The organism is Altererythrobacter xiamenensis (assembly GCF_900177715.1).
Lineage (GTDB): Bacteria > Pseudomonadota > Alphaproteobacteria > Sphingomonadales > Sphingomonadaceae > Erythrobacter > Erythrobacter xiamenensis.
The window spans coordinates 161625-187192 of sequence record NZ_FXWG01000001.1 but is presented as its reverse complement, the minus strand read 5'-3'; the positions used below and the strand labels follow the sequence as shown (position 1 = coordinate 187192).

Genomic DNA, 25568 nt, shown 5'->3' with positions numbered 1-25568 from the left:
CTCAATTGGATGTCGTTCCGTCGCCATCTTCCGCGGTCATCGAATAGGCAAAATCCGGAAGGCCCACGCTAGAGCCTAGCGGGGACAGAATTATCGAGCGGTAGCTCATGTTCGTCAGGCGTACAGTAATCAGCGGGGCTGCTTCGGGTCCGTTCGGATCACCGGCAAAGCCAAGCCCCGACCCCGAATATTCGACCCGGATGTTGTTATCCTGAATTGCTGGGTGGATCTGCCTTATGCGACCGGCCAGCCGATTGAAGGCGTCCCCGTCGCGGGTGTAGGAGCCGCGCAAGCAGTCGTTGCCTGTACAAGCACATCCCGTGCCTGCTGCGGTGCAGACGATTGTGAAGTCAGCCAAAGGAAGCCGGTCACCCTGACCGATATTTACCCCATTGATAGTCTGGTTCACATAGGTTTCCGTCGCGAGCTCTTGCGCTACCGGATCGGTCACGGCAGCCCACCGGGCGCCAATCTGCGTGGCCTTTTCCGCTGCGTTGACCTGATAGGCGTAAAAACCGATGTCGATCGTGCCGAGCATGAGCAGCAGGAACGTCGGCAGGATGAGCGCAAACTCGGCTGCCATTCCCTTCTGGTCTGAGAGTAAGTTTCGGATCAGAACGGTCATCGTCAGATCCCCATCACTATCGCTTGCTGGCTGCCGCCAAGCCTGAAGGAGTCATTGACTACTCCCAGCCCGTTAAAGAAGGAGTCATAGGTGAATGAGGTTGAAATATTCACCTGCGGTGCCGGTTCCGCGGCCTCAAAGATTCCGGTTTCGGATTCAGCTGCAGTCGGGCAGGTCACGTTGATCGTGATGTCGCCGATTTGCCAGTTCTTGACCCTTGGCGAGCCACCCGAAATCTGGCCAGTACGGGTCAGGTTGATTACATTATCCCTAAGGTCTCCGTCAATTGTCCCGCTGCCGCCGCGACAATTGATGTCGTCAAAACTATGCCGTGCCGCAAAACGTGCGCCGTCCCTCAGTCCCTTCACGACCTGGTGCCGCTGATACATGTAGTGGCCCGCCTCGAGCGCCGTGAACAGCAGCAGCAGCGACAGAGGCAATATCATTGCGAACTCTGCTGCGGCTGCCCCGCCATTTGCGTTGAAGACTTTGCGCAGCATCGTCATCTCACCAGATACGGGACATCACGGCGGATCGTGGGACCGATCGGCGCTCCGGCGCGCGATATGTCGGATTCCCCGATGATCTCCGCGTAAATCTCGTCCTTTTTCGAGAACTTCCCGCCAGAGCCACGCGCATAGGAAGGCTGCACCAGAAACACGTCGATGAAAGTCAGAACGGGGACGTCGGGTGAATTACCCTTCACATCGTGAAAATTACAATTGATCACGGCCACGGTCATGCGCCGCCGATCGAACGGATCGGTTGCAGTCGGATAACCGCCTGTGCCCTGGAAGGCGCCGCAAACCGGCTGGTTCCGGGTGGTCAAAGTGGTGCCGGTCGCGCCGACCGGTGTGTCCTCAAGCCGATCGGCAGCGTTTTCTTCTTCCCACTTATAGACGTCGTATCGGCTGATCTCCGCAACGGAGGTAGAGTTCTCCATCGTGATGGCGCCTAGCTTGGTCGTATATTCCCCTGGCAGCCAACCGTAGTGGACCCAGAAATACGCGTCTCGATCCCACTTCCCATCTCCGAGCCGCTCATCATGGCAACTTCCCGCAGTGGTTTCCTCCACCGCGTGACAAATATCGCGCGGATGACCCATGGAACCGATGTTCGGTTGCGGTGGCAGAGGGGTAACGGAAGTCGGATGATACGCGTTGGGCGGCTCCATCCAGCCATCGCCATGGATATCGCAGGAGTTGTTACCTGTGAGCGAAGAACCAGCCTGGCGCACGAGGTCCTTGCGCGAATTGAACGCAGGCGAGCATGTCCCGCCGTTGATACATCCCTGGTTCGAGTAGATGTCGAAACGAGTGTTGATCGCCTGCGGACCGCTTGCCACGTTTCCGGTCTCCGTATCGACCGTTCCAGGCTCTTCGGTATCCGCGCCATCCTGTGAGATGCATTTCTCTCCGGGGCTGTTCCACCCGAGCGCCTCGCGGATACCAACAGCGCCATTGGTGCCGATGTCCAGGTAGCCGTAGTTACCCGGAGACCATTGGCTGCCGCCGCCGGGCTTTACCAAGAGGCCCCTTCCTTCGGCGTCTTCGAAATCAAACGGTTCCGAAGTGTCGGGCGTGTCCGATTCGTAGGGGTTGCAGATCATTAACGGCGGCACGCGGCACAAGGCAGAGCCCACTCCAGCAACAGCTGCGGCGTTCAGGCTGCCCGTGATTGCGCCGACAATCGGCGTCAAAGCGTAATTCGCGTCCCGCGTATCGACCGTCACTCCAACGAAACGTGCGTTCGCAAAATTGCTCGTATCGGTGAAGCTGTTGGTTCCGGCCTCGGCATCCGCCTTGGTCGGATAGAAGACGATCTGCGTCGCATCCGTTATGCTGACGGTCGAACCCGATCCATCATTCGAAAAGAAAGTGGTGTTTGAAACCAGCCCGCCCTGAATGGCGGCAATCGCCCTTGTCATGGAATCCGCGCGCTGGTCCAACTGGGTCGCACCCGCCAGCGCGGCCTGGTCTGCGGCGTTCTGGAGCTCGGTATCCATCCCGACCATGCGGGTATAGTCGTAAGCAAACCCTGCGAAGGCAACCAAAGGAATCAATGCGAGCGCATAGGTCGCGGCAACGGCGCCACCTTTGTCCCTGACAAACTCCTTATGGGTTTTCCTGCGCATGATGTGTCATCTCACGTTACAAGTTAATTTCCGCCTGAACCGCTGCTGATCTCGGTCGTGTCGATCCGCTCAGGCTGTTTCACCTTATCGTTGCGATACCGTTCGATAGCCTGGGCAGCATGCTCTGCGCTCGTCGGTGGAATCGGGTCCGCATATTGCGGGTCCGGATTGATCACCATCGCGGCAAAGGTCGCGCGATTGGCATCGCCGAAGCCGGGGTCCTGAACGCCCACGAACTCGCGGTCTGCATGCGTGCAGGCCGAAGAGGTAACGACCAGTCCGGCCAGCACAATGGCTTTACGCTTAATAGTCATAGTCATCCCCCTCATTGGCTTCCGCAGCCACATCGCTGGAAGTTGGCACGGAGCCATTCGGCGCGACCGGATCGGTGCGATAATTGGTGCCGTTGAGCATCACGTCCGCCTGAACCGGATCCCGCACGCGGTCGGTCGGCAGGCGTACCTGGTCCGGGCGGATTGGCTGGACCAGTCGCGGCGTGACGATGATCAGCAGTTCGGTTTCGCCCTTCTGGAAGCTCGAAGAGCGGAACAGCGAGCCGATGATCGGGATCGAGCCGAGCAGCGGGACCTGATTGACCGTGGTTTGGAAGTCGCGCTGTATCAGCCCGGCAATGGCGAAGCTTTCGCCATCGCGCAGTTCGAGCACGGTGCTCGCTCTGCGCGTCTGCAGACCGGGCACCGTTAGGCCACCCACGGTGACCGACGCGGAGGGGTCGATCGAACTGACTTCAGGTTCGACCAGCAGGTTGATCGTATTGTCGCTCAATACGGTCGGTGTGAAACCGAGGCTGACGCCAAACGGCTTGAACTCGACCGTGATGGCTGCGGTCCCGCCACCAGCGCCGCCTTGCCCCGAAGATGACTGAGCAACCGGGATGGGAAACTCACCACCTGCAAGGAACGACGCTTTTTCACCGGAGAGCGAGATGAGCGTTGGTTCCGCAAGCGTTTTCGAAAGACCCTTCTGTTCTAGGGTATCAAGCGCAAAGTCGATATCGAGGCCCAGAACATCGGTGAAGGAGCGCGTTACGACGCCAAAGGCTCCGGTGACACTTTCGACTGAAAGATCACCATTGCCGAAATTGCTGTTGCCAACTCCAGGTGTGAGCGATGAGCCGGTGCCTGTAACGCCGCTCAGACGGCCGCCGCGCGAGTTGAAGAACGAACGCACGCCCAAATCCTTGCCTATTTGGCGCGAGACTTCGGCGAAGCGCACTTCGAGCATGACCTGCTGGCTACCCCCGAGCGACATCAAGTTGACGACATTGTCGCCAGCATAGGCACGGGCGAGCTGGACAGCGCGATCTGCTGCACCAGCGCTCGAAACGGTCCCGCTGAGAACGATGGACTCGTTGGAGATACGCGCGTCGATACCTTCATCGGGCATCAACGAGCCGATCTGTTCGCGCAGGCCGATCACGTCGGGACCGACCGCGACGTCCATCACCGCCATCACGCGGTTGGAGCGATCATAAAGCGTCAGACTGGTGGTGCCGAGCTGCTTGCCCAGCACATAGACCGACCGGTCGGAGATCGGGAAGATGTCCGCGATCTCGTCATTGCCGATCATCGCGCGCGCGATCGGACGATCGGCGCTGATCACCTGGCTCTTGTTCACCGGGACTTCGACCGACCCGGCATGGATCGACATGCTGCCATCCTGGGCCGCGACTGGCGCAGCGACGGTAGTCGCCGTAGCCAGTGCGATCGCGGCACCCATCAGCTTGAGATTGCCACGCATCTTACACCCCCCCCTGGCGATTGACTTCATAGGTCGTTGATTCCGTCCCGCGCACGATCGACATGCTCGGGCCGCTCGGCCGGCGTGGCGCGCTGGTCCCGCTCGAGGCGGGTGCGCTGCGCGGCGCTGCGGGAGCTGGCGCGGGCGCCGGAGCTGCAGAGCGCGTTTCACGCGCGGCGATGTAAAGACCTGAACCGGCGAGATCGCTCGGCGTCACGACCTGCGTTCCGCCGACGTCCTGGTTTTCGACATTGCGCAGCGCGAGGCTAAGTGAGCCGATCTGCCGGGCCAGCGTCAGCTTCTGCGCGCCATACATATCGGTCTGGACGGTCGCGGTCCTGCCGACCTGCGGCTCGGTCGCATTCTCGTCGGCCACCTGGTCGATGGCGAGGACGAGAACATTTTCAAGGACAACCGAAGTCATCTTATCTGTCGAATTTGCACCGTCGCCAGGAATCTGGCGCGTCAGCATGACATCGACAACGTCTCCTGCGCGTACGAAACCGCCGACGCCAGCGATAGCGCTGACGGGAATGGAGACTGCCCGGAGTTCTTCGGGCAGGATCGAACTCAGCGTGGCGCGGCCACCTTCGCCGCTAACCTTGCTGGCAAGAATGGGTTCGCCGATAGCGATCGGACGCAGGGCCACGCGGCCTCCGCGGGTCGCTTCCTCAAGCGAAACAAAGGCGCCTTGTGGCACCGAACTGGCCGGCCAGTTGGCGAGCCTCAAATTGGTTGTGGCAAGTTGCGTTCCGAACTGGAAATCCTGCGTCGCAACGACGATCTGTTCCATCCGGTTGGCTTCGGCCTCGCGGGCTTGGCGCTGCTCGACGCCGCTGAAATAGTTATTAGCTAGAAACACCGCGATCAGGCCCACGAAAATGGCCAGTCCGACGATGAGGAGGTTACGTCCCCTCATGTGCTTTCCCCCCTGAAAATGCCCGTCCTAAGCAGTACCTTACCACGAATCGAAAACCTGCGGCACCCAAAAAAGGTGCCGCAGGCCATCGAAGGTCAACTTATGCGGTGGTGCCGCAGGTTCCGGCGGTACCGGTGCCCGTCCCATTCGACTTGCAGTTGTCGATGGTGGTTTCTGCCGCCCCGATCGACTCAGAAACAGCTTCACCGAGGTTGAAGGCAGCGATAGCGATGCCAGCACCAACAACAGCAAGGATCAGAGCGTATTCAGCAGCCGAAGCACCGTTTTCGTCACGAAGGAAAGTTTTCACGAAGGTCATTGTCATTACCCCATTTTCAAGTTTTGCGCCGGCACCATGCCTTTGCAGTCCAAGTTCCTGGCTTCCGGCTTCTATTTCCGTTTAGCCATATCCCGAGAGGGGTTATTGTATGGAACCGGCGCGACCCCGTTTTTGTTTTCCGGTTGTCACACCGGTCTGTCACACTGGTTCCCCTCGGAACTGCCATGATGGTCCATAATTAACCTCCCAGGGTCAATTGTGATGGTGTCAAAGATTTTTATCTCTGAAAAACAATTGGATAGAGGTAAATTTCGGTAAGAAAGACGGTTAACGCGTTACATTTTTGCCCTACCGTCCACTCGCGAATCGCCCGATCCCTCCGAATCGCGCACAAGTTTTTGATTCGTCTGCGAATCCGATTCGTGGCGGTTAGTCGGTTATACGGACCGATCGGGTTGCAGCTCATGATGCGAGGAGATGCCAGACAATGCCGGTTTCGAACCTGGCGATCGGCTGACAGATAAATTTACATGAGGGCCAGAAGGTAAGGAAACGGGTCCTCAAAACGCGTCCGCAGAACAGTCGGTCAAAGCCTCTCCAGCGGCGGATTCAGTAAGGATTGCCGCCAATCTGCCCAATTTCGGGACGACCTCGGCTGCCTGGTCATGGTGCGCAGGCAATCCCGGATTAACTTGTCATTCAATATGGTTACCGGACTTGCAACCATGACCTTTCACTGTTTTCTATCGTCGTCATAAGCGCCCCGGCCGCGATTCGATTCGCGCTCGAGAGGGCGAAAACAAATGGGCCGCAAAACCGGGAACGATTAACTCGTCTAACCACGAGTGGCGGCTCGTACGCTCCGTAATCGCCTCGGTTCTGCACGCTGGATCGGATTTCCCGATCCACGGATAGGGGCTAGAAGATGGTTGATTTCGAAGGTGGCAAGCGCAGCGGTTTCGAGCTGGACAACGGTGTCGATGACATGGTTGAAGGAGCTTCGAACCAGTTTCAGGACAATGGCGCAAGCTATTCGCCCGGAACGATAATCCGCTCGGCGGATGCGAACGGCGTTGTCGTTCTGCCCGCGGGCGTATCGCCCGAGGATATCACCGTCCAGGGCCGCGATCTCGTCATCAGCCTGGCGGATGGTTCGACCATCGTCATCCCCGATGGTGCGATCATCGTGCCGCAGATCGTGATCGAAGATGTCGCGATCGACCCGGCCACTCTGGCCGCGCTGCTCAATGCCGAAGCCATCGATCCCGAAGCAGGGCCACAGCAGGCTCCGAGCTCGGGCGGCAACTTCGCTGCCGACGAGGGTGCGATCCAGGATGCCTTCGATCTTGGTAACCTTCTGCCCTATACCGAACTCTCCTTCCCGCAGCCTGAAGAGCGCGAAATTCTTCCCGAAGAGCCGGATGAGGATCCGGACATCGTCATCGAGACGCCCGACAATCCGGTCGGCGTCGAGAATGCGATTGCTACGGTCTTCGAAGAAGGCCTCCCCGAGCGTGGCGACGGCGAAGTCACCGAGCCGGAAGGCACCAATGCGCCCGGCGATGGCGAAACCACCAGCGGTACGATCGTCTTTGCCGCTCCCGACGGGCTTTCTGCGATCCTGATCAACGGCGTCGAAATCACCGAAGTCGGTCAGACTTTCACCTCGCCGGTTGGCACGCTCACGATCACCAGCATCGACCTCGCCTCGGGCGAGATCGGCTTCAGCTATACGCTGCAGGACAACACGCTCGGCGAAGATGCCGATGGTTTCTTCGAAGCGACCGTCATCGATAGCGATGGCGATCAGGCCTCCGCATCGCTCAGCATCATTGTCGTCGACGACAGCCCGATCGCGGCTGATGATATCGGCATCGTGCCTGCAGCCACTTTCGGCCCGATCGAGGGCAACGTGCTCGACAACGACGTGTCTGGCGCGGACGACTATCCGGCAGAAGGCGGCGTCACCGGCTTTGCCAATGACAGCGGCTCTGCCAGCCCGGGCGAGAGCCTTCAGGGCGAATATGGCGTCCTGACGCTCAATGCCGACGGCAGCTACAGCTATACCCGCGATTTCAACACGCCAGGCGGCGTGACCGACACCTTCACCTACGACATTGTTGACCAGGATGGCAGCACCTCGACGGCGACGCTCGTAATCGAGATCGAAGACGCTCCCGACACGATCGACTTCATTCCCGATTCTGGCGAAGGTACGATCGTCGATGAAGACGCGCTTCCGCCTCGCGCTGACGAGCCGGTCGGAACGGGTGAGGGCGCGGACGGCATCCCTGACAACAACAGCGATCCGGAAGAAACGACCGGAGCCACCATCACCTTCACGTCGCCCGACGGCGTCGAGAGCGTCACCATCAACGGCGTCGTCGTCAGCAATGGCGGGTTGCCGATTTCGATCGAGACGGACGAGGGCGCATTCGTCGTTACCGACTATAGCTACGATCCGGAGACGGGTCTCGGCACGATCACCTACGAGTTCACCCTCGGCGACAACACCAATGGTGACGATACTTCGGTCGATTTCGATGTCGTCGTGACCGATCTCGATGGCGACGTTGCCGAAGATACATTGACGATCGACATCGTTGATGACGAGCCCGAAGTGGCTCCCGATGCCGATACCGTCACCGAAGACACAGCCACCAGCGCAAGTGGAAACGTCATCACCGATACCGAAGCCAATGGCGACAACGGTAGCGACACAGTTGGCGCGGACGATGCGACGGTAACCGGAGTTGCCGCCGGCGACACGGGCGATGATGTAACGGGCTCGGTCGGCGTGGACGTCACCGGGACCTACGGCACCGTCACCATCGCAGCTGACGGCAGCTACACTTACACGCTCGACAACGATAACCCTGCCATCCAGGGGCTCGATGGCACGGAAAGCGTCATCGATGTTTTCACCTATACCATCACCGATGGCGACGGCGACACGCGCACCACGACTTTGACCATCACGGTCAACGGGACGGACGATCCGGTGGTCATCACCGGCCTCGACGGGGAAGGCGCCGAAGAAATCGTCAATGAAGACGATCTGTCGGACGGATCCTCGCCCGATGCCGCTGCGCTGACGCAGGATGGCAGCTTCACGATCACCAGCGTCGACGGGCTCGAGACGCTGACCGTTGGCGGCGTGACTGTCTTCGGCGCAGGCGTGACCTATCCGGTCACCGTGACCGGCCAGTATGGCGAAGCTCGCATAACCGGTGTGACCACCACGACCGATGCCCAAGGCGACGTTGTTTCGGCTACCGTCACTTACGAGTACGAGCTCAGCGACAATACGCTCGATCACACGGCAGACGGCGAGGATTCGCTCACCGACAGTTTCGAAGTGATCGCGACCGATACGGACGGCTCGACCGACATCGCTTCGCTCGACGTCGAGGTTGTTGATGACGTCGCGGCCGCCAATGCTGACTCGGATTCCGTCACCGAAGACGGCCCGCTGGTCGCCGATGGCAATGTCCTGACCGCAAATGGTGGCACAGACGCCAATGCAACCGACGGCGTTGCCGACGTGAGCGGCGCCGACGGCGCGACCGTCACCGGCGTGGCATTCGGTGCTGCGGCCGATGACGTCGTTGGCGACGTGGGAACGGGCGTTGCGGGCAATTATGGCTCGCTGACCATCGATGCCAATGGCGACTATGCCTACACGCTCGACAATGCGAATCCGCTTGTCCAGGGCCTCGACCAGACCGAAACGCTGACGGAAGTCTTCACCTACACCATCACCGATGGCGACGGTGACACCAGCACGACCACCGTCACGATCACGATCAACGGCGTGGACGATCCGGTGGTCATCAACGGCCTCGATCTCCAGGCACCCGAAGTCGTTCTCGACGAGGACGACCTGGCAGACGGTTCGGACACCACGCCCGAACCGCTGACCCAGACCGGGACTTTCACCGTGGACAGCCAGGACGGCCTCACCACGCTGACCGTGGGCGGCGCGACCGTATTCGATGCGGCAAATCCGGTGACTTTCCCGGTCACCATCGCTGACCCGACTTACGGCATCCTTACCATTACCGGCGTCGCCACGACCACCGATGCCAACGGCGACGTGGTCGCTGCCACGGTGAGCTACAGCTACACGCTCGAGGACAACTCGCTGCGCCACGATGCGTCGGGCGAAGACAGCTTCACCGACAGCTTCGAAGTGGTCGCAACCGATACCGACGGTTCGACCGACATGGCGAGCCTCGACATTCAGATCGTCGACGACATCCCGACCGCGGTGAATGACGGCGCGATCCAGGCGACCGAAAACACTGCCTTCACGATTGACGCGCTGGCCAACGACATCTTCGGCGCCGACGGCGTCGACACCGGCGATGCGACCAAGGTCTTCGTCTCCACCGACGCGACGCAGGGCACAGTTACTTACGACCCGGCGACCGGCCAGTTCACCTACACGCCCGCTCCGGGCGCAGGATCGGGCGGCAATGTCGCGGACTTCTTCGAATACACGATTGTCGATGCCGATGGAGACGAATCCACTGCACGCGTCGATATCACGCTCCAGCCTGACAGCGAGCCCACCGGTGGTGAGCGGAGTGCGACGGTAGACGACGATGGCCTCGCAGGCGGCAATCCGCTTTCGACCGATGGCGATCTCGACGCGAACACCGGCGATCTGCTGGCCGACGGCAACGAAGCGACCTTCGCAGGTGTGCTGGCGTTCGACGTTGGCAACGATACTCCGGCCTCGATCACTTTCGATCCGGCGCTCGACGGCGCGACGGCGACGCTGGGCCAGGAAACCGTCACCTATTCGATCAGCGGGAACACACTGACCGCGACCGGCCCGCGCGGCGTGGTCTTCACGGTCGAAATCACCGATGCAGCGACGGGCGAATATCTTGTCACGCTGGTGGACAATGTTCTCCAGGATGCGGGCAATGCGGAGAACGACGCTTTCGTCTCGATCGATTTCGTGGTCGAGGATAGCGACGGCGACACGACGCTGACCAATCTCGGTATTTCTTTCGACGACGACGCCCCGACCGCTACCGACAACAGCAATTCGGTCGGCGAGGGTGAAACGACCGGCGGCAATGTCGTCACCGATGATGACGGCGCAGGCACCGACGTCGCTGGCGCCGACGATTTTGCGGCTGCCGGCCCGGTCGTCGATGCAGGCTTCTCGTCCAGCAATCCGGCGGGTGTAACGCTGCTCAACAAGGCAGTGGCCGCCGATGGCACCGTTACGCTGACGACATCGGTCGGTACGCTCGTCGTTGCTGCCGATGGCACCTACACTTTCACCTCGGACGCGAACACGATCAATACCGATACCGCGCTGACCTTCACCTACACGGTCGAGGATGGCGACGGCGATCAGACAACCGCCGAGCTGGTGATCGACATTGCGAATGTCGCGGGCAATGTCAGCGACAACAACGCGCTTGTTAACGAGGCTGGTCTCGACACGATCGGTAGTGACGGCACCGCGAACAGCGAGTTCTTCACAACCGGCCAGATCACCGTGACCAACGCCACCGGACCGTTCACTTACGAACTGACGGGTTCGGATGTCGGCAACTATGGCACGTTGACGCTCGACGCCAACACCGGCGCATATAGCTACGAGCTGACCGCACCGGTCGATGGCGACCTCACCGGCGACGGCGGCGACAACGATACCAATCCGGTCACGGGCGAAGAAAGCTTCGGCTACATCGTCAAGGACGGCGCGGGCAACATCATCGGCACCGGCTCGATCGACGTTACCATCGTCGATGACGTGCCGACCGCCCGCAATGACGATGCGCAGAGCGTCGTCGAAGGCGCAGCCGCGATCGACGGCAATGTCATCAATCCGGATGCGGCCGACGATGCCGACGCTTCGGGCGCCGACACGCTGGGCGCAGACGGGGCAACCATGACCTCGGTCAATATCGGCGGTATCGATTATGCGATCCCCGCAGCGCGTGAAAAGCGTTCGCTTAGGGAAACTCTCGGCGCTGCACGTGGGCGAATTGCGCTCGGTGGCGGCGTTGCCGCGTTGGTTGCGGTCGCCGTCTCCTTCATGATCGGTAACCCCGATCCGGGTCACGCCGAAACCGGCATCCAGATAAAGGCGCGCGAAGTCGCTCAACTGAAAGCGCTCGACACCGGTGAGCAGGCCGAGATCATCGATGAAGGGATCACCGCGCAGCAGCAGAACGCGCTCATCCCCGAAAGCGGGCTGCCGGTCGAGACGATGGGCGGCTTTGCCGCGATTGATGCAGGAAGCGCGAACTATTCGACCGCGCTTAAATGTCTGACGCAAGCCATCTATTACGAGGCTGCGAATGAACCGCTTCAGGGCAAGCGCGGCGTTGCGCAAGTCGTGCTCAACAGGTTGCGCCACCCTGCCTATCCCAACACCGTGTGCGGCGTCGTCTACGAGGGCGTGAACCGCCCCGTCTGCCAGTTCAGCTTTACCTGCGACGGGTCGCTGCTGCGCCGCCCGATGGCCGCACAATGGAATCAATCGCGCGCAGTGGCTGCGGCTGCACTTGCTGGTGCGGTGGAGCCTAGCGTCGGCTCGGCCACCCACTACCATGCTGATTATGTCCTGCCGCGCTGGGCTTATACGCTTTCCAAGATCGAGAAGATCGGCGCACATATCTTCTACCGTTTTCCCGGAAGCGCAGGCAGCACGCGCGCCTTCACCCGGCGATGGGCAGGGCGCGAGGGAATTCCTGCGTTCGACGAGAGCCGCCTGCGGACGCTGCTCGCCGCGCAGATCGAGCCCGAAGCACCCGTTTTTACGCCCGGCACCACCGTTGTTCCCGATGTGAAGGACCGCCATGCGCCGCAGGATGTCGGCGGACGGCTCGACACGACCAAGACATGGCGCCTCTCGATACCGGACCCGACCAGGGCGAGCGGCAGCTATGATGCGACCCGCGCCGGACAGGGCGAAGCGATCGTCGAAGAGCCTGCAAAGATCGCGCCTGTCACGACCACTGCCGTAGCCCCCAAACAGGAGGCGAAGGAAGCCTCGTGAGGATTATCGATCGCATCTCCGACTGGGATGCCAATCGCAAGCTGATCGCCATTTGTGCGGCCGCGCTCTTCATCCTGATCGGCTGGGCGAGCGTCGCCGAAACCGAAGAAGTCACGCGCGGCATGGGCAAGGTGATCCCTTCGTCCAAGGCGCAGCTGGTGCAGCCTGCCGAACCCGCCACCGTGGCAGAAATCCTCGTGCGCGGCGGACAAAGCGTCAAACAGGGGCAATTGCTGGTCCGCCTCGACGATGCGCAGGCCTCGTCCGAGCTCGGCCAGCTAAGAACCGAGAACGAGCGGCTTTCGGCCCGCGCCCGACGCCTCGCGAGCGAAGCATCCGGCCGCACAGGAGCCGGGGCGGGGGGATGTGAGCCGGGCTCGCTTTGCGCGGAGGAACGGAATCTTCAACAGGCGCGGCTCGCGGCAGCACGCAGCCGTGAGGCATCGCTTGCCTCGGCAGTCGAACAGCGCCGCCGCGACCTTGCCGAAGCGCAATCCACCGTCTCGACACTGCAGAACAGCGTCCGTCTGGCGCAGGACCAGGTCAACATGCTTACGCCGCTGGCTCAGCAGGGGATCGTGCCGCGTACCGAGCTGCTCACCGCGCAGCGCGACCTTGTCGATACGCAAGGGCGGTTATCGGCAGCACGGCAGGCCGTGGCGCGATCGCAGGCCGCGATCCGGCAGGCGCAGGCTGACCTTGCCGCTGCGCGCAACGAGTTTCGCCAGCAGGCGCTGAACGAGCGCAGCGAAATCAACACCCGGATTGCCGTGAACGAGGAAACGATCCGCGGGGCCGAGGCACGGCGCGACCGCAATGAATTGCGCTCGCCAGCCGATGGCATCGTCAACGATGTCCAGATCACCACCGTTGGCGGTTTCGTGAATGCGGGCGAGAAGATCATGCAGATCGTGCCGGTGGGCGACAAGCTGCTGGTAGAAGCGCGTATCGCACCCAAGGACATCGCTTTCATCAAGGTCGGCGACCGCGCCAATGTGAAGGTCACCGCCTATGATTTCGCGACTTATGGTGGGCTTTCAGGCCGTGTGCAACAGGTGAGCGCCGACAGCGTCTATGACGAGGCGGAGCGCGAGGCTTACTACACCGTGCTGGTCGAAACCGATCGCGCGTTCCTGGAGAAGGGTGGTCAACGCCTGCCGATCGTGCCGGGCATGATCTGCGACGTCGAGATCATCACCGGCTCCAAAACCGTGCTGAGCTATCTGATGAAGCCGGTCAGCCGCGCACTCAACGAAAGCCTGACCGAGCGTTGATTTCCGTGCGCCGTTCTGCGTGAGCGGGGATATCCAGGCGGGCGGAAAGCGAAAATGGGAAGGCCGGGCCGGCTCAATCGAGAGCCAGCGCTTGAGGCCAAGAATCAGTCAGCCAAGGCTAGACGGCGCGGCGAACGTTTTTCCGGATCCCCGTACTTCCTGCCGTGCAAGAAGCTATCGTTGCCAGCGAAACTCATCACTGGCTTGTAGCCATAATCGGCAGAAGCTGGTGCGATCCGGTCGCTCTGCATGTCGAGCATCACCCATACGTCGCTGTCGTTCTTAACCAGCAGGACGGCGTGATCGATCCTGCGCAGCGTGTCGCGGGCGAGGGTGAGCATCATGTCATCCTTCTCGACACCGGCAGCGGCGAGCATCTGCATCTTGAGGATCGCGTAGTCTTCGCAATCTCCCGCGCGCTTCGACAGCGTCGAGCGGGCGTCGGCCCAATTGTCGCCGCCCTTGTCGCTACGATAGGCGATTTCCCTGTTCACCCAGGCGTTGACCTTGCCGAGGAGCGCGTCCTGCTCGCCGGGCACTGCGCCAATCGCGGCGGTGAGATCACGTTGGGACAGGCCCTTGCGCGCCACGCGTTTCCAATCGCGGTCGAAACGGGTCTTGCCGATCTTCACCCGCTCAGTGCCGAGGAATGCGCCTGCGGTGCGGGGCTCAGCGGACAGTACCGGTGATGTATCGTCCTGCGTCGCGGTGGGGCAGTTGAAGCCGAGGGCGGTGATGGGCAGAGCGGCGGTGGCGGCGGGCAATGCCCCCGCGAGCGACGCCGTGTCGTTCTGCCCGGTCGCGGCGCCTGCCTGTTGCATCCGCATCCGCTCGAGAGCGCTCATCTGTCCCCCGAGGATGGCGCTGCTCTTGCTGATCGTGACGGTCGGCGAAACGGTACGGACTGCATTGGCTTCGCGTTGGACGGCGCCAGGCAGGCAAGCGGCCTGCGTCGTCGCGATTGCGGCGAGCGGCATGGCGCTCGGCACGGTTATGGCGAGCGGCGCGGCCGCGGCTTGCGTCGGCGCGATCGAAAGCCCGGCCATGAGACCGGCAGCAAACAGCGGCAGGGAGTGCGGCTTTCTGAACATGCTGCACCCATGCGGGCACAACCGCTACTCTCAGGTTCCAAGGAAGGGTTACTTTCCTCCTAAGGAAGTTTGACCGATCGAGGCTGCGGGTTCCCTTCCACCCGAGGCATCCGCGCTGATGCGCGCCATTCGAAGGTTAATGCGATCTTCCCCGCCCACCAGGACTACCCGCAAAATACTTAGGTATTCGGGATGGGTCTGGTTCGCGCTGAAGGCGCGTCCTGAACCGCTCCGGAAGGCTGCTGCGAATCGCAGACCAGGCTCTTGTGCACCCGGTTGGCCGCAGAATGAAAGTTTTACAATTTTCCCCGAACTGGCCTGCTGCGGCGACTGACACAGCTGTCGCAAGGCACATGATCCTGCGCAAATTACGCTATTTGGCCCATTTAGTTGGTAAACATATCCATCGCGAAAAGGGTTAATATGAGAAAACTCTAAAACGGCTGTAACCCGCAGAAACCCTAGGCTTCCGGTCCTTTACGCACTGGTAAGGTTTGCGCCCTAATTCGAGGCGCAATTCTCGGAGCCAGAACCATGAAGAAGTTTCTGACCAATCTCGGACGCGACACGCAGGGCAATGCCCTGATGCTGCTCGCCGCCGGACTTATCCCGATCACCATGATGATCGGCAGCGGGGTCGATGCGTCGATCGCCTACACCACGCGTGCGCAATTGCAGAACGCCTGCGATGCCGGTGCATTGGCTGGGCGCCTCGCCATGATCGGCGATGAATGGACTGATGACACAGAGGAAGAAGCGCGCAAGTTCTTCGACTTCAACTTCCCCTCGGGCACCAATGGCGTCGACGACGTTAGTTTCGAGATCGACCAGGATCCCGACGATTCAGCGCAGGTGATCGGCACCGCGACGGGCTCGGTCCCGACCACGCTGATGTTCATCTTCGGCTTCGATTCCATGGACCTCTCTGTCTCCTGCGATGCCAAGCGCGATCTCGGTCACAACGACGTGATGCTCGTGCTCGACATGACGAGCTCGATGCTCAACCCGCCCACGATTGGTGGTGACCCCAAGATCGACCGCCTGCGCACGGGTGTGATGGGGCTTTACCGCGCGCTGGACGATGGCAATCCATTGTCCGAAACGCGCTTCGCCTTTGTGCCGTACTCGCAGACGGTCAATGTGGCGCGCCAGCTCACCAACCAGGATATCGTCCGCCCGCAGCACTTCGTCGATGTCGAGCGGGTGTGCGACACGAACGGAAACTGCGCCACCCAGCTTGTCGGAAGCAAGGAAGTGGGTCCGCGCGATTCCTACTATAACAACGGCCAGAATGGCTCGGCCAATGCCAACGCGATTATCCAGGGTTTCCGGACCCAGGGTGACGGGTGCATCGAGGAACGCCCGAGCTACGGCGAAAGCTATAATGATGGCGAGTTCGTGATCAAGACGACCGTCACGATTGAAGACATCAACGAAAAACCCCGCAATGCCACCGATGAGGACTTGCAGTTCGGTCGCTATGAAGCGCCAACGCAGGAAGGCTATGTCTGGGATGCTTGCGTTTCGGAGTCGAAAGGCTTTGCCGAATATGACAGCGAAAGCGCTTTCGAAACCGCCGTCGGCGAAGTGACCGCGCGCGTTTCGGGCGGCACCTATTCGGACATCGGCATGCTGTGGGGCGTGCGCCTTTCCTCGCGCGATGGTTTCCTCGCCTCGAACAACCCGAACCGCAAGAACGACGTTCCGGTCAACGTGCACATCATCTTCTTCACCGACGGGATGATCTACGGTTCGAAGGATCATTATTCAGCCTACGGTGTGGAGCGGTGGCAGAACCGCCTGACAGGTGACGGAACCTTCTCGCCCAGCAACCCGAGCTGGCAGCAGGTGACGGCGAAGCTGAAGGAGCGCTTCAGCAACGTCTGCACGCTGGCGAAGTCGATGGGCATGACGATCTGGGTTGTCGCGCTCGATACGACGTACGACCCGGTCAACGAGGCTTGCGCGACCAGTTCGGCGCACTTCTTCGAAAGCGACGGTGACGATCTTGAGGATAAATTTACCGAGATCGGCCAGGGTATCGGAAACCTGAGGTTGACCCGATGATCCTGAAAAGCACTCTCCTCCACCGTTTGCACCGCGACGAGCGGGGTGTGACCGCGGTCGAATTCGGCCTGCTCGCCATCCCGCTCTTCACCCTCATGCTGGGCGGGATCGACCTCGGCTACCAGGGCTATGTCCGCGGACTGATGCAGGGTTCGCTCAACGATGCGGCGCGTATCGCGGCGGTGGAAAACCCTTCGTTCTCGACCGAGGGGGCGGACACATCCGAGCAGGTCGAGAACCTGGTCAAGAAGATCGCCGGAACGGTCGCGCTCGATGCGACGATCGAGGTCACGGAGCGCAGCTACCAGGACTTTTCCGACATCGGCAATCCGGAACCGCTGATGACCGACGTCAACGGCAACGGCGCCTATGACGAGGAAGACGGCGACTGCTGGGAGGACACCAACCGCAATGGCGAGTTCGACACCGACGCGGGCAGCGACGGTATCGGCGGCGCCAGCGACGTCGTGTTCTACACCGCCAACGTCCAGATGCCGCGCCTCCTGCCGCTGCACAAGTTCATCGACGTGCCCGCCACGATCGACATGACGCTCGAGACGACCATCCGCAACCAGCCCTATGCCGGGCAGGGCAACCCGCCCGTGCTGTGCGGAGTGCCGGCATGATCACGCGCGCCCGCTCTCTTCGCCAGCGCCTGCGCCGCACGATCCGCAAGGATGAAAGCGGCGTCGCCATGGTCGAGTTCGCGCTCGCCGCGCCGATCATCTTCGCGCTCGTCATGGGCGGGCTGGAGCTCGCCAATTTCGCGCTCGCCCACATGAAGGTGAGCAACATCGCCATGACCGTGGCCGACAACGCCGGGCGCAAGACCTCGGGCATCGACGAGGCGAACGTCTACGAGGTCTTCGCCGGAGCGGACTCGATCGGCGAGAGCATCGGCTTTCAGGAGAACGGCCGCCTGGTCCTCTCCTCGGTCGAGCACAATGGCCGCAACGGCACCAATTCGGGGCAGACGATCACCTGGCAGCGCTGCTGGGGCGACCTCGACTTCGACCCGCTCTATGCCGAGGAAGGCGACGGCGCGACCAATGGCGACCTGGCCGACGGCATCGGCGCCACCGGGCACAAGATCGGCGCGATGAAGGGCACCGCGGTGATGTTCGTCGAGGCGACCTATGACTACGTCCCGCTGATCGGCTCGGGCTGGTTCGAAGCCCCGCGCATCCGGTACGAGAGCGCGTTCAACGTGCGCGGCCGGCTCAACAACAACATCACGAACACCCAGGGCCTCGACGTTCTCGATTGCGATTGAGGGTTTTGTGTTCCGCACGCCATCCGGCGCGCGATTTCCTCGCTCACGCGACCTGAAGGTCGCATCGCTGCGGGCGCGTGGTCACGCTTGCGGCGCTGCGCGCCGATTAGTCTGAAATCTTCGTTCGAAGAATTTCAGCGTTCTCGCGGATGGTTTTCTTCGTATCGATGCCGGCGATGAAGGGTCGCCCGTCCAGCTTGTTGGCGACCATGTGTTCGAGCAGCACGATCAGCTCGCCCACCTGCTGGCTACGCTCGCGCGAAATGTAGTCGCGCGCTGCCGCCATCGCGCGTTTCTCCAGCTCGGCATAGAGCTCCGCCTCGATCTCCTCGCGGGAGGGGGCGGTCGACTGCGGGCCATAGCGCTCGGGCCTGCGATGGCGCAGGAAGAACATCACCAGCCCCTCGTTATGCCGACGCTCGGTGCCGATGAGGTTGCCCTGGGAGACGACCATGCGCTCCTCCCCCTCGATCGCGCGGGCGAGCGCGCAATCCTCCAGCCGGGCGACCCCGCGATCGACCGCCGCATCCCAGGCCGCGCGGAAGCTTTCCGCACCGGGGCGCTGGCGCAGTTTGTAGAGCGCCTCCATCGAACGGCCGATGTGCCGCGCGGCGGAGGTGACGATGCCTGTGGCGGCAAGATGGGCGATGAAGGCGCGCTGGAGATCGGGGGTGATGGAGTTCTTGCGCGGACGCACGTGAGGGACCGGCGTGAAGTCGAGGATCGGGTCGCCGGGTGAGGGTGGTTCGTATTCGAAGGCAACGGCGCTGGTCGCCTGCCTTGCGATTGCGCGTTTGTTTTTCGGGGGAGGAGACAGGGTGCAAGGTTCCTATCTGGCGAGATAACGGCGAGCGACCAGCGAGCCGCAAGGCCGACTGGCCGTCGCGCCGAATGGCGCGGAAGCCTAAGGGGCCGGATGGCCCCGCCGGCGCTTGAGGCTAATCAAACAGAATCAAGCCAAGTAGGAAAATGGATTCTCGGCAGTGCAGTCAGGCCTGAAAAGAAGCGAAGCGTAGCGACGACCTGGTTAGGCTCCTGTCGTCGCGCCTTGTTCAAGCGCCATTGCAATCTTTTGCCGCGCCTTTTCGCTCCAAACGAACAACTCGATGTTCTCTTGCAGCTTGAGTTTTTCGGACCGGCTCAATTTGCCTTCCATAAGAAACCGACGGAGCAGGTGAGAGGTTTCCTGAACCACTCCGGTCGGGCGCGAGAGCACTCGTCGAGAAGCAATGGTTCTGGCCGTTTCCAGATCACCCCCGGCAATTCCGGCTATCGTCAGGTGTAAATGCAGAAATGGGTCCGGATCAGGATTGCGTTCGATTACTCTCGCGATCTGCGCGATTGGTTCATCATCCCCCACAATTCCAGCCGAACATGATGAAGCGTCCGCCTCCATGAAGGCAAGCAGGGTGGGATAGCTGCTTGCACGACTATAGGAACGACGCAGGTAAGAGTCAGCTGCTTGACAGTTTCCCTGCGCAAGTTCGACCTTCGCAGCTAGAAACGTGGCGAATGCATTCGACGGGTCTATGGCAAGGGCTGATCGTAGGTCTGACCAAGCTTCGCCATCACGCGCAGGCAGCTCCCCATCGCTGATTTCAGCTTGATACCTCTCATAGCTCCGTCGCGCGAACCAGAACGCGGCATAATCACTATCCGGGAAGTCTTTTAGGCACCGGTCGATCGATGATCGCCTCATTCCGGGTTGCGCCCGCTGACTCTCGATTCTGAGAAAGCAAAGATAGTCGGAACTGGCCGCGTTATCGGCGTCCTGCAATTCCTCGATCGCTATGACCCCTGACGGCGAAGTTAGATATAAGAGTACGCCCTCCAATTCGCTGTAGAATTGGTACGGATTTGAGGCATCGTATTCCACGTCGCCGGAGTAGATGAGTTCGTTCTCGCGATCTTTGAGGGCCACGAAAGCAGACGCATTTTCGGGAGACTCGAGCCGAAAACTCACTTGGAATCGGTAGCGGAAGGCCTCTTCTCCTTTCACTCCATCGAAGAGCTTGGAGACGAAGGAGTTACTGAGCTGCCTTTCCACGATGCTTCTCGTGTTCTCGACCAGCTGCTGCTGATCGGATAGTCCTTCGATTGAGGGACCGTTGTCGAGTTCGAAAACTATGGCCGGCTTGTCGATGGGTTCCGGTTCCCCGGATACGAGCTGTGACCAAGCGTAAATGCCGCTGGCAAAAACTATGATCAAGATTGCTCCCAGAACGAACGCTTCGGAATAGTAACTCTGCACAGGTTCACCCTGTCGAAGCCACTCGTCCCCAACCTCATGGGGTTCATTCTCCGATAGACCGGCTTCCGGGCGAGCTAGGGTGAGGCGATACTGCCCCTTTTCGATGACTACCTTACGTTCATTGCCTGGGAGATTGCGCTTGTAATAGTTCTCGAGGTTTTTTCTAAGTCGCGAGATTTGGACCCGAGGATAGCTGTCGGAATCTAGATCGTAGTCGTCCGGACGGCCAAGAGCGTCGACCGCAATTTCATATTGCGTGGGCAATGGATCACCCGAAACCGAGCGTTCAAGCAGAAACTGAAGCAATCTGGCTTGCACCGGGGATCTGACGAAGATCACGTCGGAAAGGATGCGACTGACTTCTAGACGCAATTGCGATTCGAAGCTTGTTCCAAAGTTTTGATTTGCTGACAAAGCGACACTCTATGGTCGGTAGATTTGCCACCGATTAAAGTGCATTAATGAAATGTAAAATCGCTCCGGAAAACTTAAGCTTTTCAGTAGTCCTACCTAATGTAACGTTACATGTACGGTATCAAACTTGAGTTAAAACAGGCACTTATGGAAAATGGCGGTCCAACAACCAAGTAGGATCGAACATGTCGCACGCGGTTCAGATTTACGAGGCGTTCTGCCAGAACCTTTATTCCGACGCGGAGGCAAAAAGCGAAACAGACCGCAGGGAGGACTACCGGCCTTACCTCGCTTATCGCCCCTGCTGTGTATCGAATGGCGGCCAAGTGTATCTGGGCTTGATCAAGAACCAATCGGCGAATGGGGCGATGATCGAATTGGTCGATCAGACCAATGTCTCCAACCTCTTCGCGCTCGATCAAACGGTTGCCTATTTCTGGAACAGTGAAACCAGAGTTAGTGCCAAGGTCGTCTGGCGTGAAGGGAACCGCATTGGTCTGGCCAATGAGAGGTCGGTCGATCCGTTCGCAAACACCAAGCCGTTTCGTTCCTTGCGCCTTCCAAGCGCGACAGCGGCCAAGTTCTGGATTGGAAACAGCTGTCACGTCGCGCCGATCGAAAACATCTCTATGGGCGGGCTCTGCGTCCGCGGTTTGCCTGACCTACCTATAGGTGCGCTACTAACCGTCGTTCTCGGCAAACTCGAGATTTGCAATTCCGCCGTGCGGTGGAAAGAGGGGCGGCGCACCGGCATTCGTTTCCAGACCAAGCTCAACCAGCAGGATCTTGCGCAGCTTTGCCGTGAGCAGATTGTCTCTAGCGAGTGCGTTCAATTTGATTGAATCCAACGCGGTCAGGATGGGGCGACGGTGATCTGGTTCACCCTTGACCTCCCCCCGCATTCCCACTAAGTGCGCGCCATCCGAGGCGGAGCTACCACTTATCCTCGGTCAATAGAGCTGAACATTGCCGGTCATGTCCCGGGGGCCAGTCGCTTGTGCGGCGTGGCTCTATTCTATTGGCTCTCCATCGTGTGTTTTCCTGAAACAAGTTCAGGATGACGGGCGGATCGGGGAGTTGGGGGCAGCCGTCAAAGTAACCCGGTGGCCGAGGCTGTTCGGGTGGAGTGTTTCAGTTTCGCCAAAGCGCCGCGCTTCGATGCGCGGCGTGATTGCCTCAGCAAGGCCCTGGATCGTCTCCGGGGGGTTATGGGGCAGGGCGAACCGGAAGCGTCCCACCACGAACTGCAAGTGTTGCCAGCCCCATGTGGGCGAGCCTGGGCATGCAATCCCGCGTGTCCGGAAACAACGGTGAAGAGTAACTTATGCCGACGATCAACCAGCTGGTCCGCAAGGGCCGCACTCCGCAGAAGGCCAAGTCCAAGGTCCCTGCGATGGAGCAGAACCCGCAGAAGCGCGGTGTCTGCACGCGCGTCTATACCACGACGCCGAAGAAGCCGAACTCCGCTCTGCGCAAGGTCGCCAAGGTGCGCCTGACCAACCAGCGCGAAGTCATCTCCTACATCCCGGGCGAAGGCCACAACCTGCAGGAGCACTCCGTTGTGCTGATCCGCGGCGGCCGTGTTCGCGACCTTCCCGGTGTGCGTTACCACGTCCTTCGCGGCGTGCTCGATACGCAGGGTGTCAAGGACCGCAAGCAGAGCCGTTCGAAGTACGGCGCGAAGCGTCCGAAGTAAGGATTAAGCGCGGCCACGGTCTTCTCCCGCGCCCTTCTGTCCATGCGGATATCATTCCGGGTGGAAGGGCGGGGGAGAGGGCCGGAGCCGCAAGGGTTGGGCGGATGCCCGGCCCGCACTCCAAAGGAGTTCTAACAAATGTCACGTCGTCGTCGTCCCGAAAAGCGGGTCATCCTGCCGGATCCCAAGTTTGGTGATCAGGTCCTGTCGAAGTTCATGAACAACCTCATGCTCGACGGTAAGAAGTCCACTGCAGAACGCATCGTCTATGGCGCTCTCGATACGGTCGAGAACAAGGCCAAGGCCGATCCGGTTCAGCTGTTCCACGAAGCGCTCAACAATGTGAAGCCGCAGGTCGAAGTGCGCAGCCGCCGTGTCGGTGGTGCGACCTATCAGGTGCCGGTCGAGGTTCGTCCCGAGCGTGCCCAGGCTCTCGCGATCCGCTGGCTGATCTCGGCCGCGCGCGGTCGTGCGGAAACCACCATGTCGGCACGCCTCTCGGGCGAGCTCATGGATGCGGCCAACAACCGCGGCAATGCCGTCAAGAAGCGCGAAGACACGCACCGTATGGCTGACGCCAACCGCGCCTTCTCGCATTATCGCTGGTAACACCTATTTACGAGGGGCAGCCCCCCTCATGGAGATTGAAAATGGCACGCGATTATCCGCTCGAGCGGTACCGCAACATCGGCATCATGGCCCACATCGATGCCGGCAAGACCACGACTACCGAACGTATCCTCTACTACACCGGCAAGTCCTACAAGATCGGCGAAGTGCACGATGGCGCTGCGACGATGGACTGGATGGAGCAGGAGCAGGAGCGCGGTATCACGATTACCTCCGCTGCGACGACGACCTTCTGGTCGGCCGAAGATGGCGAAGGCCCCAAGCACCGCATCAACATCATCGACACGCCCGGCCACGTAGATTTCACGATTGAAGTCGAGCGTTCGCTGCGCGTACTCGACGGCGCGGTCGCCGTGTTCGACGGCGTTGCCGGTGTTGAACCGCAGTCCGAGACTGTCTGGCGCCAGGCCGACAAGTATAAAGTGCCGAGAATGTGCTTTATCAATAAGCTCGACCGTACCGGTGCCGACTTCTATTACTGCGTGCAGTCGATCGTCGATCGTCTCGGCGCGAACCCGCTGGTGCTTTACCTGCCGATCGGTGCGGAAAGCGACCTCCAGGGTGTTGTCGACCTCGTCAACAATCGCGGCATCGTGTGGCAGGCCGAGGACCTCGGCGCGAAGTTCGACTATGTCGACATCCCTGCCGACCTCGCCGACAAGGCTGCAGAATATCGCGAGAAGCTCATCGAGACCGTCGTCGAGCAGGACGATGATGTGATGGAAGCCTATCTCGAAGGCGAAGAGCCGGATGCGGCAACGCTCAAGCGCCTCATCCGCAAGGGCACCATGGCGCAGGCTTTCGTTCCGGTCCTGTGCGGCTCGGCGTTCAAGAACAAGGGCGTCCAGCCCCTGCTCGACGCCGTGGTCGACTACATGCCGTCGCCGCTCGACGTTCCGGCCATCAAGGGCGTGAAGCCCGACAGCGAAGAAGAAGACATGCGTCCGTCGGATGACGATGCGCCGTTCTCCGCGCTGGCCTTCAAGATCATGAACGACCCCTTCGTCGGCACGCTCACCTTCACCCGTATCTATTCGGGCAAGCTCTCCAAGGGCTCGGTCCTGAACTCGGTGAAGGACAAGAAGGAAAAGATCGGCCGCATGCTGCTGATGCACTCCAACAACCGCGAGGACATCGAAGAAGCATTCGCCGGCGACATCGTCGCGATCGCAGGTCTCAAGGAAACCACCACCGGCGACACGCTGTGTGATCCTTCGAAGCCGATCATCCTCGAACGCATGGAGTTCCCGGAACCCGTTATCGAGCTGTCGGTGGAACCGAAGACCAAGGCCGACCAGGAAAAGATGGGCGTTGCGCTCAACCGCCTGGCTGCCGAGGATCCGAGCTTCCGCGTATCGACCGACCACGAAAGCGGTCAGACGATCATCAAGGGCATGGGCGAGCTTCACCTCGACATCCTCGTCGATCGCATGAAGCGCGAGTTCAAGGTCGAAGCAAACGTCGGTGCGCCGCAGGTGGCTTACCGCGAATCGCTCGGCCGTGAAGTCGAAGTGACCTACACCCACAAGAAACAGTCGGGTGGTTCGGGTCAGTTCGGTGAAGCCAAGGTCATCGTCACCCCGGGTGAACGCGGCCAGGGCATCATCTTCGAAGACGAGGTCAAGGGCGGTAACATTCCGCGCGAATACATCCCGTCGGTCGAGAAGGGCATGCGCGAGCAGGCTGAAAGCGGCCATCTGGTCGGCTTCCCGATCATCGACTTCACCATCCGCCTTGTCGACGGCAAGTATCACGACGTCGACTCGAGCACGGTGGCGTTCGAGATCACCGGTCGCGGCGCTATGCGCGAAGTGGCCGAGAAGGCAGGCATCAAGCTGCTTGAGCCGGTCATGAAGGTGGAAGTCGTGACTCCCGAGGATTACCTTGGCGACGTCATCGGCGACCTCAACAGCCGTCGGGGCCAGATCCAGGGCACCGACAGCCGCGGCAACGCTCAGGCGGTCGAGGCATTCGTCCCGCTCGCCAACATGTTCGGATACGTCAACGAGCTGCGTTCGTTCACTCAGGGCCGTGCCCAGTACACGATGCAGTTCAGCCACTATGACGAAGTGCCGGCGAACGTCGCACAAGAAGTCAAGGAGAAGCTTGCCTAAGCGAGCGAC

The 25568-nt window shown here is 60.5% G+C and carries 19 protein-coding genes; 9 read left to right on the top strand and 10 right to left on the bottom strand.

The annotated features are described in order from the left end of the window. Window position 1: 1 nt before the first annotated feature. The 7 genes from CCE89_RS00945 to CCE89_RS00915 all read right to left on the bottom strand — a co-directional run bounded on the left by CCE89_RS00945 (window position 2) and on the right by CCE89_RS00915 (window position 5758). On the bottom strand, window positions 2-625 hold the full coding sequence (locus tag CCE89_RS00945; RefSeq protein WP_086436177.1) for a TadE/TadG family type IV pilus assembly protein: 624 nt from the start codon (window positions 623-625) through the stop codon (window positions 2-4). A 2-nt stretch (window positions 626-627) separates the two neighbouring features. Next, a complete protein-coding gene (locus CCE89_RS00940) occupies window positions 628-1131 on the bottom strand; it encodes a TadE/TadG family type IV pilus assembly protein (protein ID WP_086436176.1) in 504 nt (167 codons plus the stop codon). Next, window positions 1128-2759, bottom strand: coding sequence for a TadE/TadG family type IV pilus assembly protein (locus tag CCE89_RS00935; RefSeq protein WP_086436175.1), 1632 nt, complete (start codon window positions 2757-2759; stop codon window positions 1128-1130). Before CCE89_RS00935 ends, CCE89_RS00940 begins: the two co-directional genes overlap by 4 nt. Before the next feature lie 23 nt (window positions 2760-2782). Next, window positions 2783-3073, bottom strand: coding sequence for a hypothetical protein (locus CCE89_RS00930; protein WP_143255926.1), 291 nt, complete (start codon window positions 3071-3073; stop codon window positions 2783-2785). Then, window positions 3063-4520 (bottom strand): type II and III secretion system protein family protein, encoded by a 1458-nt coding sequence (locus tag CCE89_RS00925; protein WP_086436173.1) that lies wholly within the window; start codon window positions 4518-4520, stop codon window positions 3063-3065. The genes CCE89_RS00930 and CCE89_RS00925 overlap by 11 nt, the downstream gene beginning before the upstream one ends. 1 nt (window position 4521) lies before the next feature. After that, window positions 4522-5439 (bottom strand): Flp pilus assembly protein CpaB, encoded by a 918-nt coding sequence (cpaB, locus tag CCE89_RS00920; protein WP_086436172.1) that lies wholly within the window; start codon window positions 5437-5439, stop codon window positions 4522-4524. A 100-nt stretch (window positions 5440-5539) separates the two neighbouring features. Beyond that, complete coding sequence (locus CCE89_RS00915; protein ID WP_234989872.1) at window positions 5540-5758, bottom strand: Flp family type IVb pilin; 219 nt, start codon at window positions 5756-5758, stop codon at window positions 5540-5542. A gap of 886 nt (window positions 5759-6644) precedes the next feature. Here CCE89_RS00915 and CCE89_RS00910 point away from each other — a divergent pair. Together CCE89_RS00910 and CCE89_RS00905 are read left to right on the top strand one after the other, a co-directional pair. Then, window positions 6645-12749 carry a VCBS domain-containing protein gene (locus CCE89_RS00910; RefSeq protein WP_086436171.1) on the top strand — a complete coding sequence of 2035 codons (6105 nt, stop codon included), beginning with the start codon at window positions 6645-6647 and terminating at the stop codon, window positions 12747-12749. After that, window positions 12746-14023, top strand: a complete 1278-nt coding sequence (locus CCE89_RS00905; RefSeq protein ID WP_086436170.1) for an HlyD family type I secretion periplasmic adaptor subunit — start codon at window positions 12746-12748, stop codon at window positions 14021-14023. Before CCE89_RS00910 ends, CCE89_RS00905 begins: the two co-directional genes overlap by 4 nt. 104 nt (window positions 14024-14127) lie before the next feature. Here CCE89_RS00905 and CCE89_RS00900 read toward each other — a convergent pair whose 3' ends face one another. Next, entirely contained in the window at window positions 14128-15114 is a 987-nt protein-coding gene (locus CCE89_RS00900) for a transglutaminase-like cysteine peptidase (RefSeq protein ID WP_086436169.1), read from the bottom strand. Window positions 15115-15648: 534 nt separating this feature from the next. On the opposite strand from CCE89_RS00900, the gene CCE89_RS00895 reads away from it, so the two are divergent. From CCE89_RS00895 to CCE89_RS00885, 3 genes are read left to right on the top strand one after another with little or no spacing between them, the layout of a single operon-like run. Then, a complete protein-coding gene (locus CCE89_RS00895) occupies window positions 15649-17181 on the top strand; it encodes a TadE/TadG family type IV pilus assembly protein (RefSeq protein WP_086436168.1) in 1533 nt (510 codons plus the stop codon). Beyond that, entirely contained in the window at window positions 17178-17807 is a 630-nt protein-coding gene (locus CCE89_RS00890) for a TadE/TadG family type IV pilus assembly protein (protein WP_086436167.1), read from the top strand. The genes CCE89_RS00895 and CCE89_RS00890 overlap by 4 nt, the downstream gene beginning before the upstream one ends. Further along, window positions 17804-18454 carry a TadE/TadG family type IV pilus assembly protein gene (locus tag CCE89_RS00885; protein WP_086436166.1) on the top strand — a complete coding sequence of 217 codons (651 nt, stop codon included), beginning with the start codon at window positions 17804-17806 and terminating at the stop codon, window positions 18452-18454. Before CCE89_RS00890 ends, CCE89_RS00885 begins: the two co-directional genes overlap by 4 nt. Window positions 18455-18560: 106 nt before the next feature. Here CCE89_RS00885 and CCE89_RS00880 read toward each other — a convergent pair whose 3' ends face one another. After that, window positions 18561-19151, bottom strand: a complete 591-nt coding sequence (locus CCE89_RS00880) for a hypothetical protein (protein WP_086436165.1) — start codon at window positions 19149-19151, stop codon at window positions 18561-18563. 330 nt (window positions 19152-19481) lie between these two features. Further along, window positions 19482-21119: a tetratricopeptide repeat protein gene (locus CCE89_RS00875; RefSeq protein ID WP_143255925.1), complete on the bottom strand. Its 1638-nt coding sequence runs from the start codon at window positions 21117-21119 to the stop codon at window positions 19482-19484. A gap of 185 nt (window positions 21120-21304) precedes the next feature. On the opposite strand from CCE89_RS00875, the gene CCE89_RS00870 reads away from it, so the two are divergent. The 4 genes from CCE89_RS00870 to fusA all read left to right on the top strand — a co-directional run bounded on the left by CCE89_RS00870 (window position 21305) and on the right by fusA (window position 25559). Next, entirely contained in the window at window positions 21305-21961 is a 657-nt protein-coding gene (locus CCE89_RS00870) for a PilZ domain-containing protein (RefSeq protein WP_086436163.1), read from the top strand. Window positions 21962-22443: 482 nt separating this feature from the next. Further along, on the top strand, window positions 22444-22815 hold the full coding sequence (gene rpsL / locus CCE89_RS00865) for a 30S ribosomal protein S12 (protein WP_007164630.1): 372 nt from the start codon (window positions 22444-22446) through the stop codon (window positions 22813-22815). Window positions 22816-22953: 138 nt separating this feature from the next. Further along, window positions 22954-23424: a 30S ribosomal protein S7 gene (gene rpsG, locus CCE89_RS00860; RefSeq protein WP_086436162.1), complete on the top strand. Its 471-nt coding sequence runs from the start codon at window positions 22954-22956 to the stop codon at window positions 23422-23424. Window positions 23425-23465: 41 nt separating this feature from the next. Continuing rightward, window positions 23466-25559: an elongation factor G gene (fusA, locus tag CCE89_RS00855; RefSeq protein WP_086436161.1), complete on the top strand. Its 2094-nt coding sequence runs from the start codon at window positions 23466-23468 to the stop codon at window positions 25557-25559. Window positions 25560-25568: the final 9 nt, after the last annotated feature.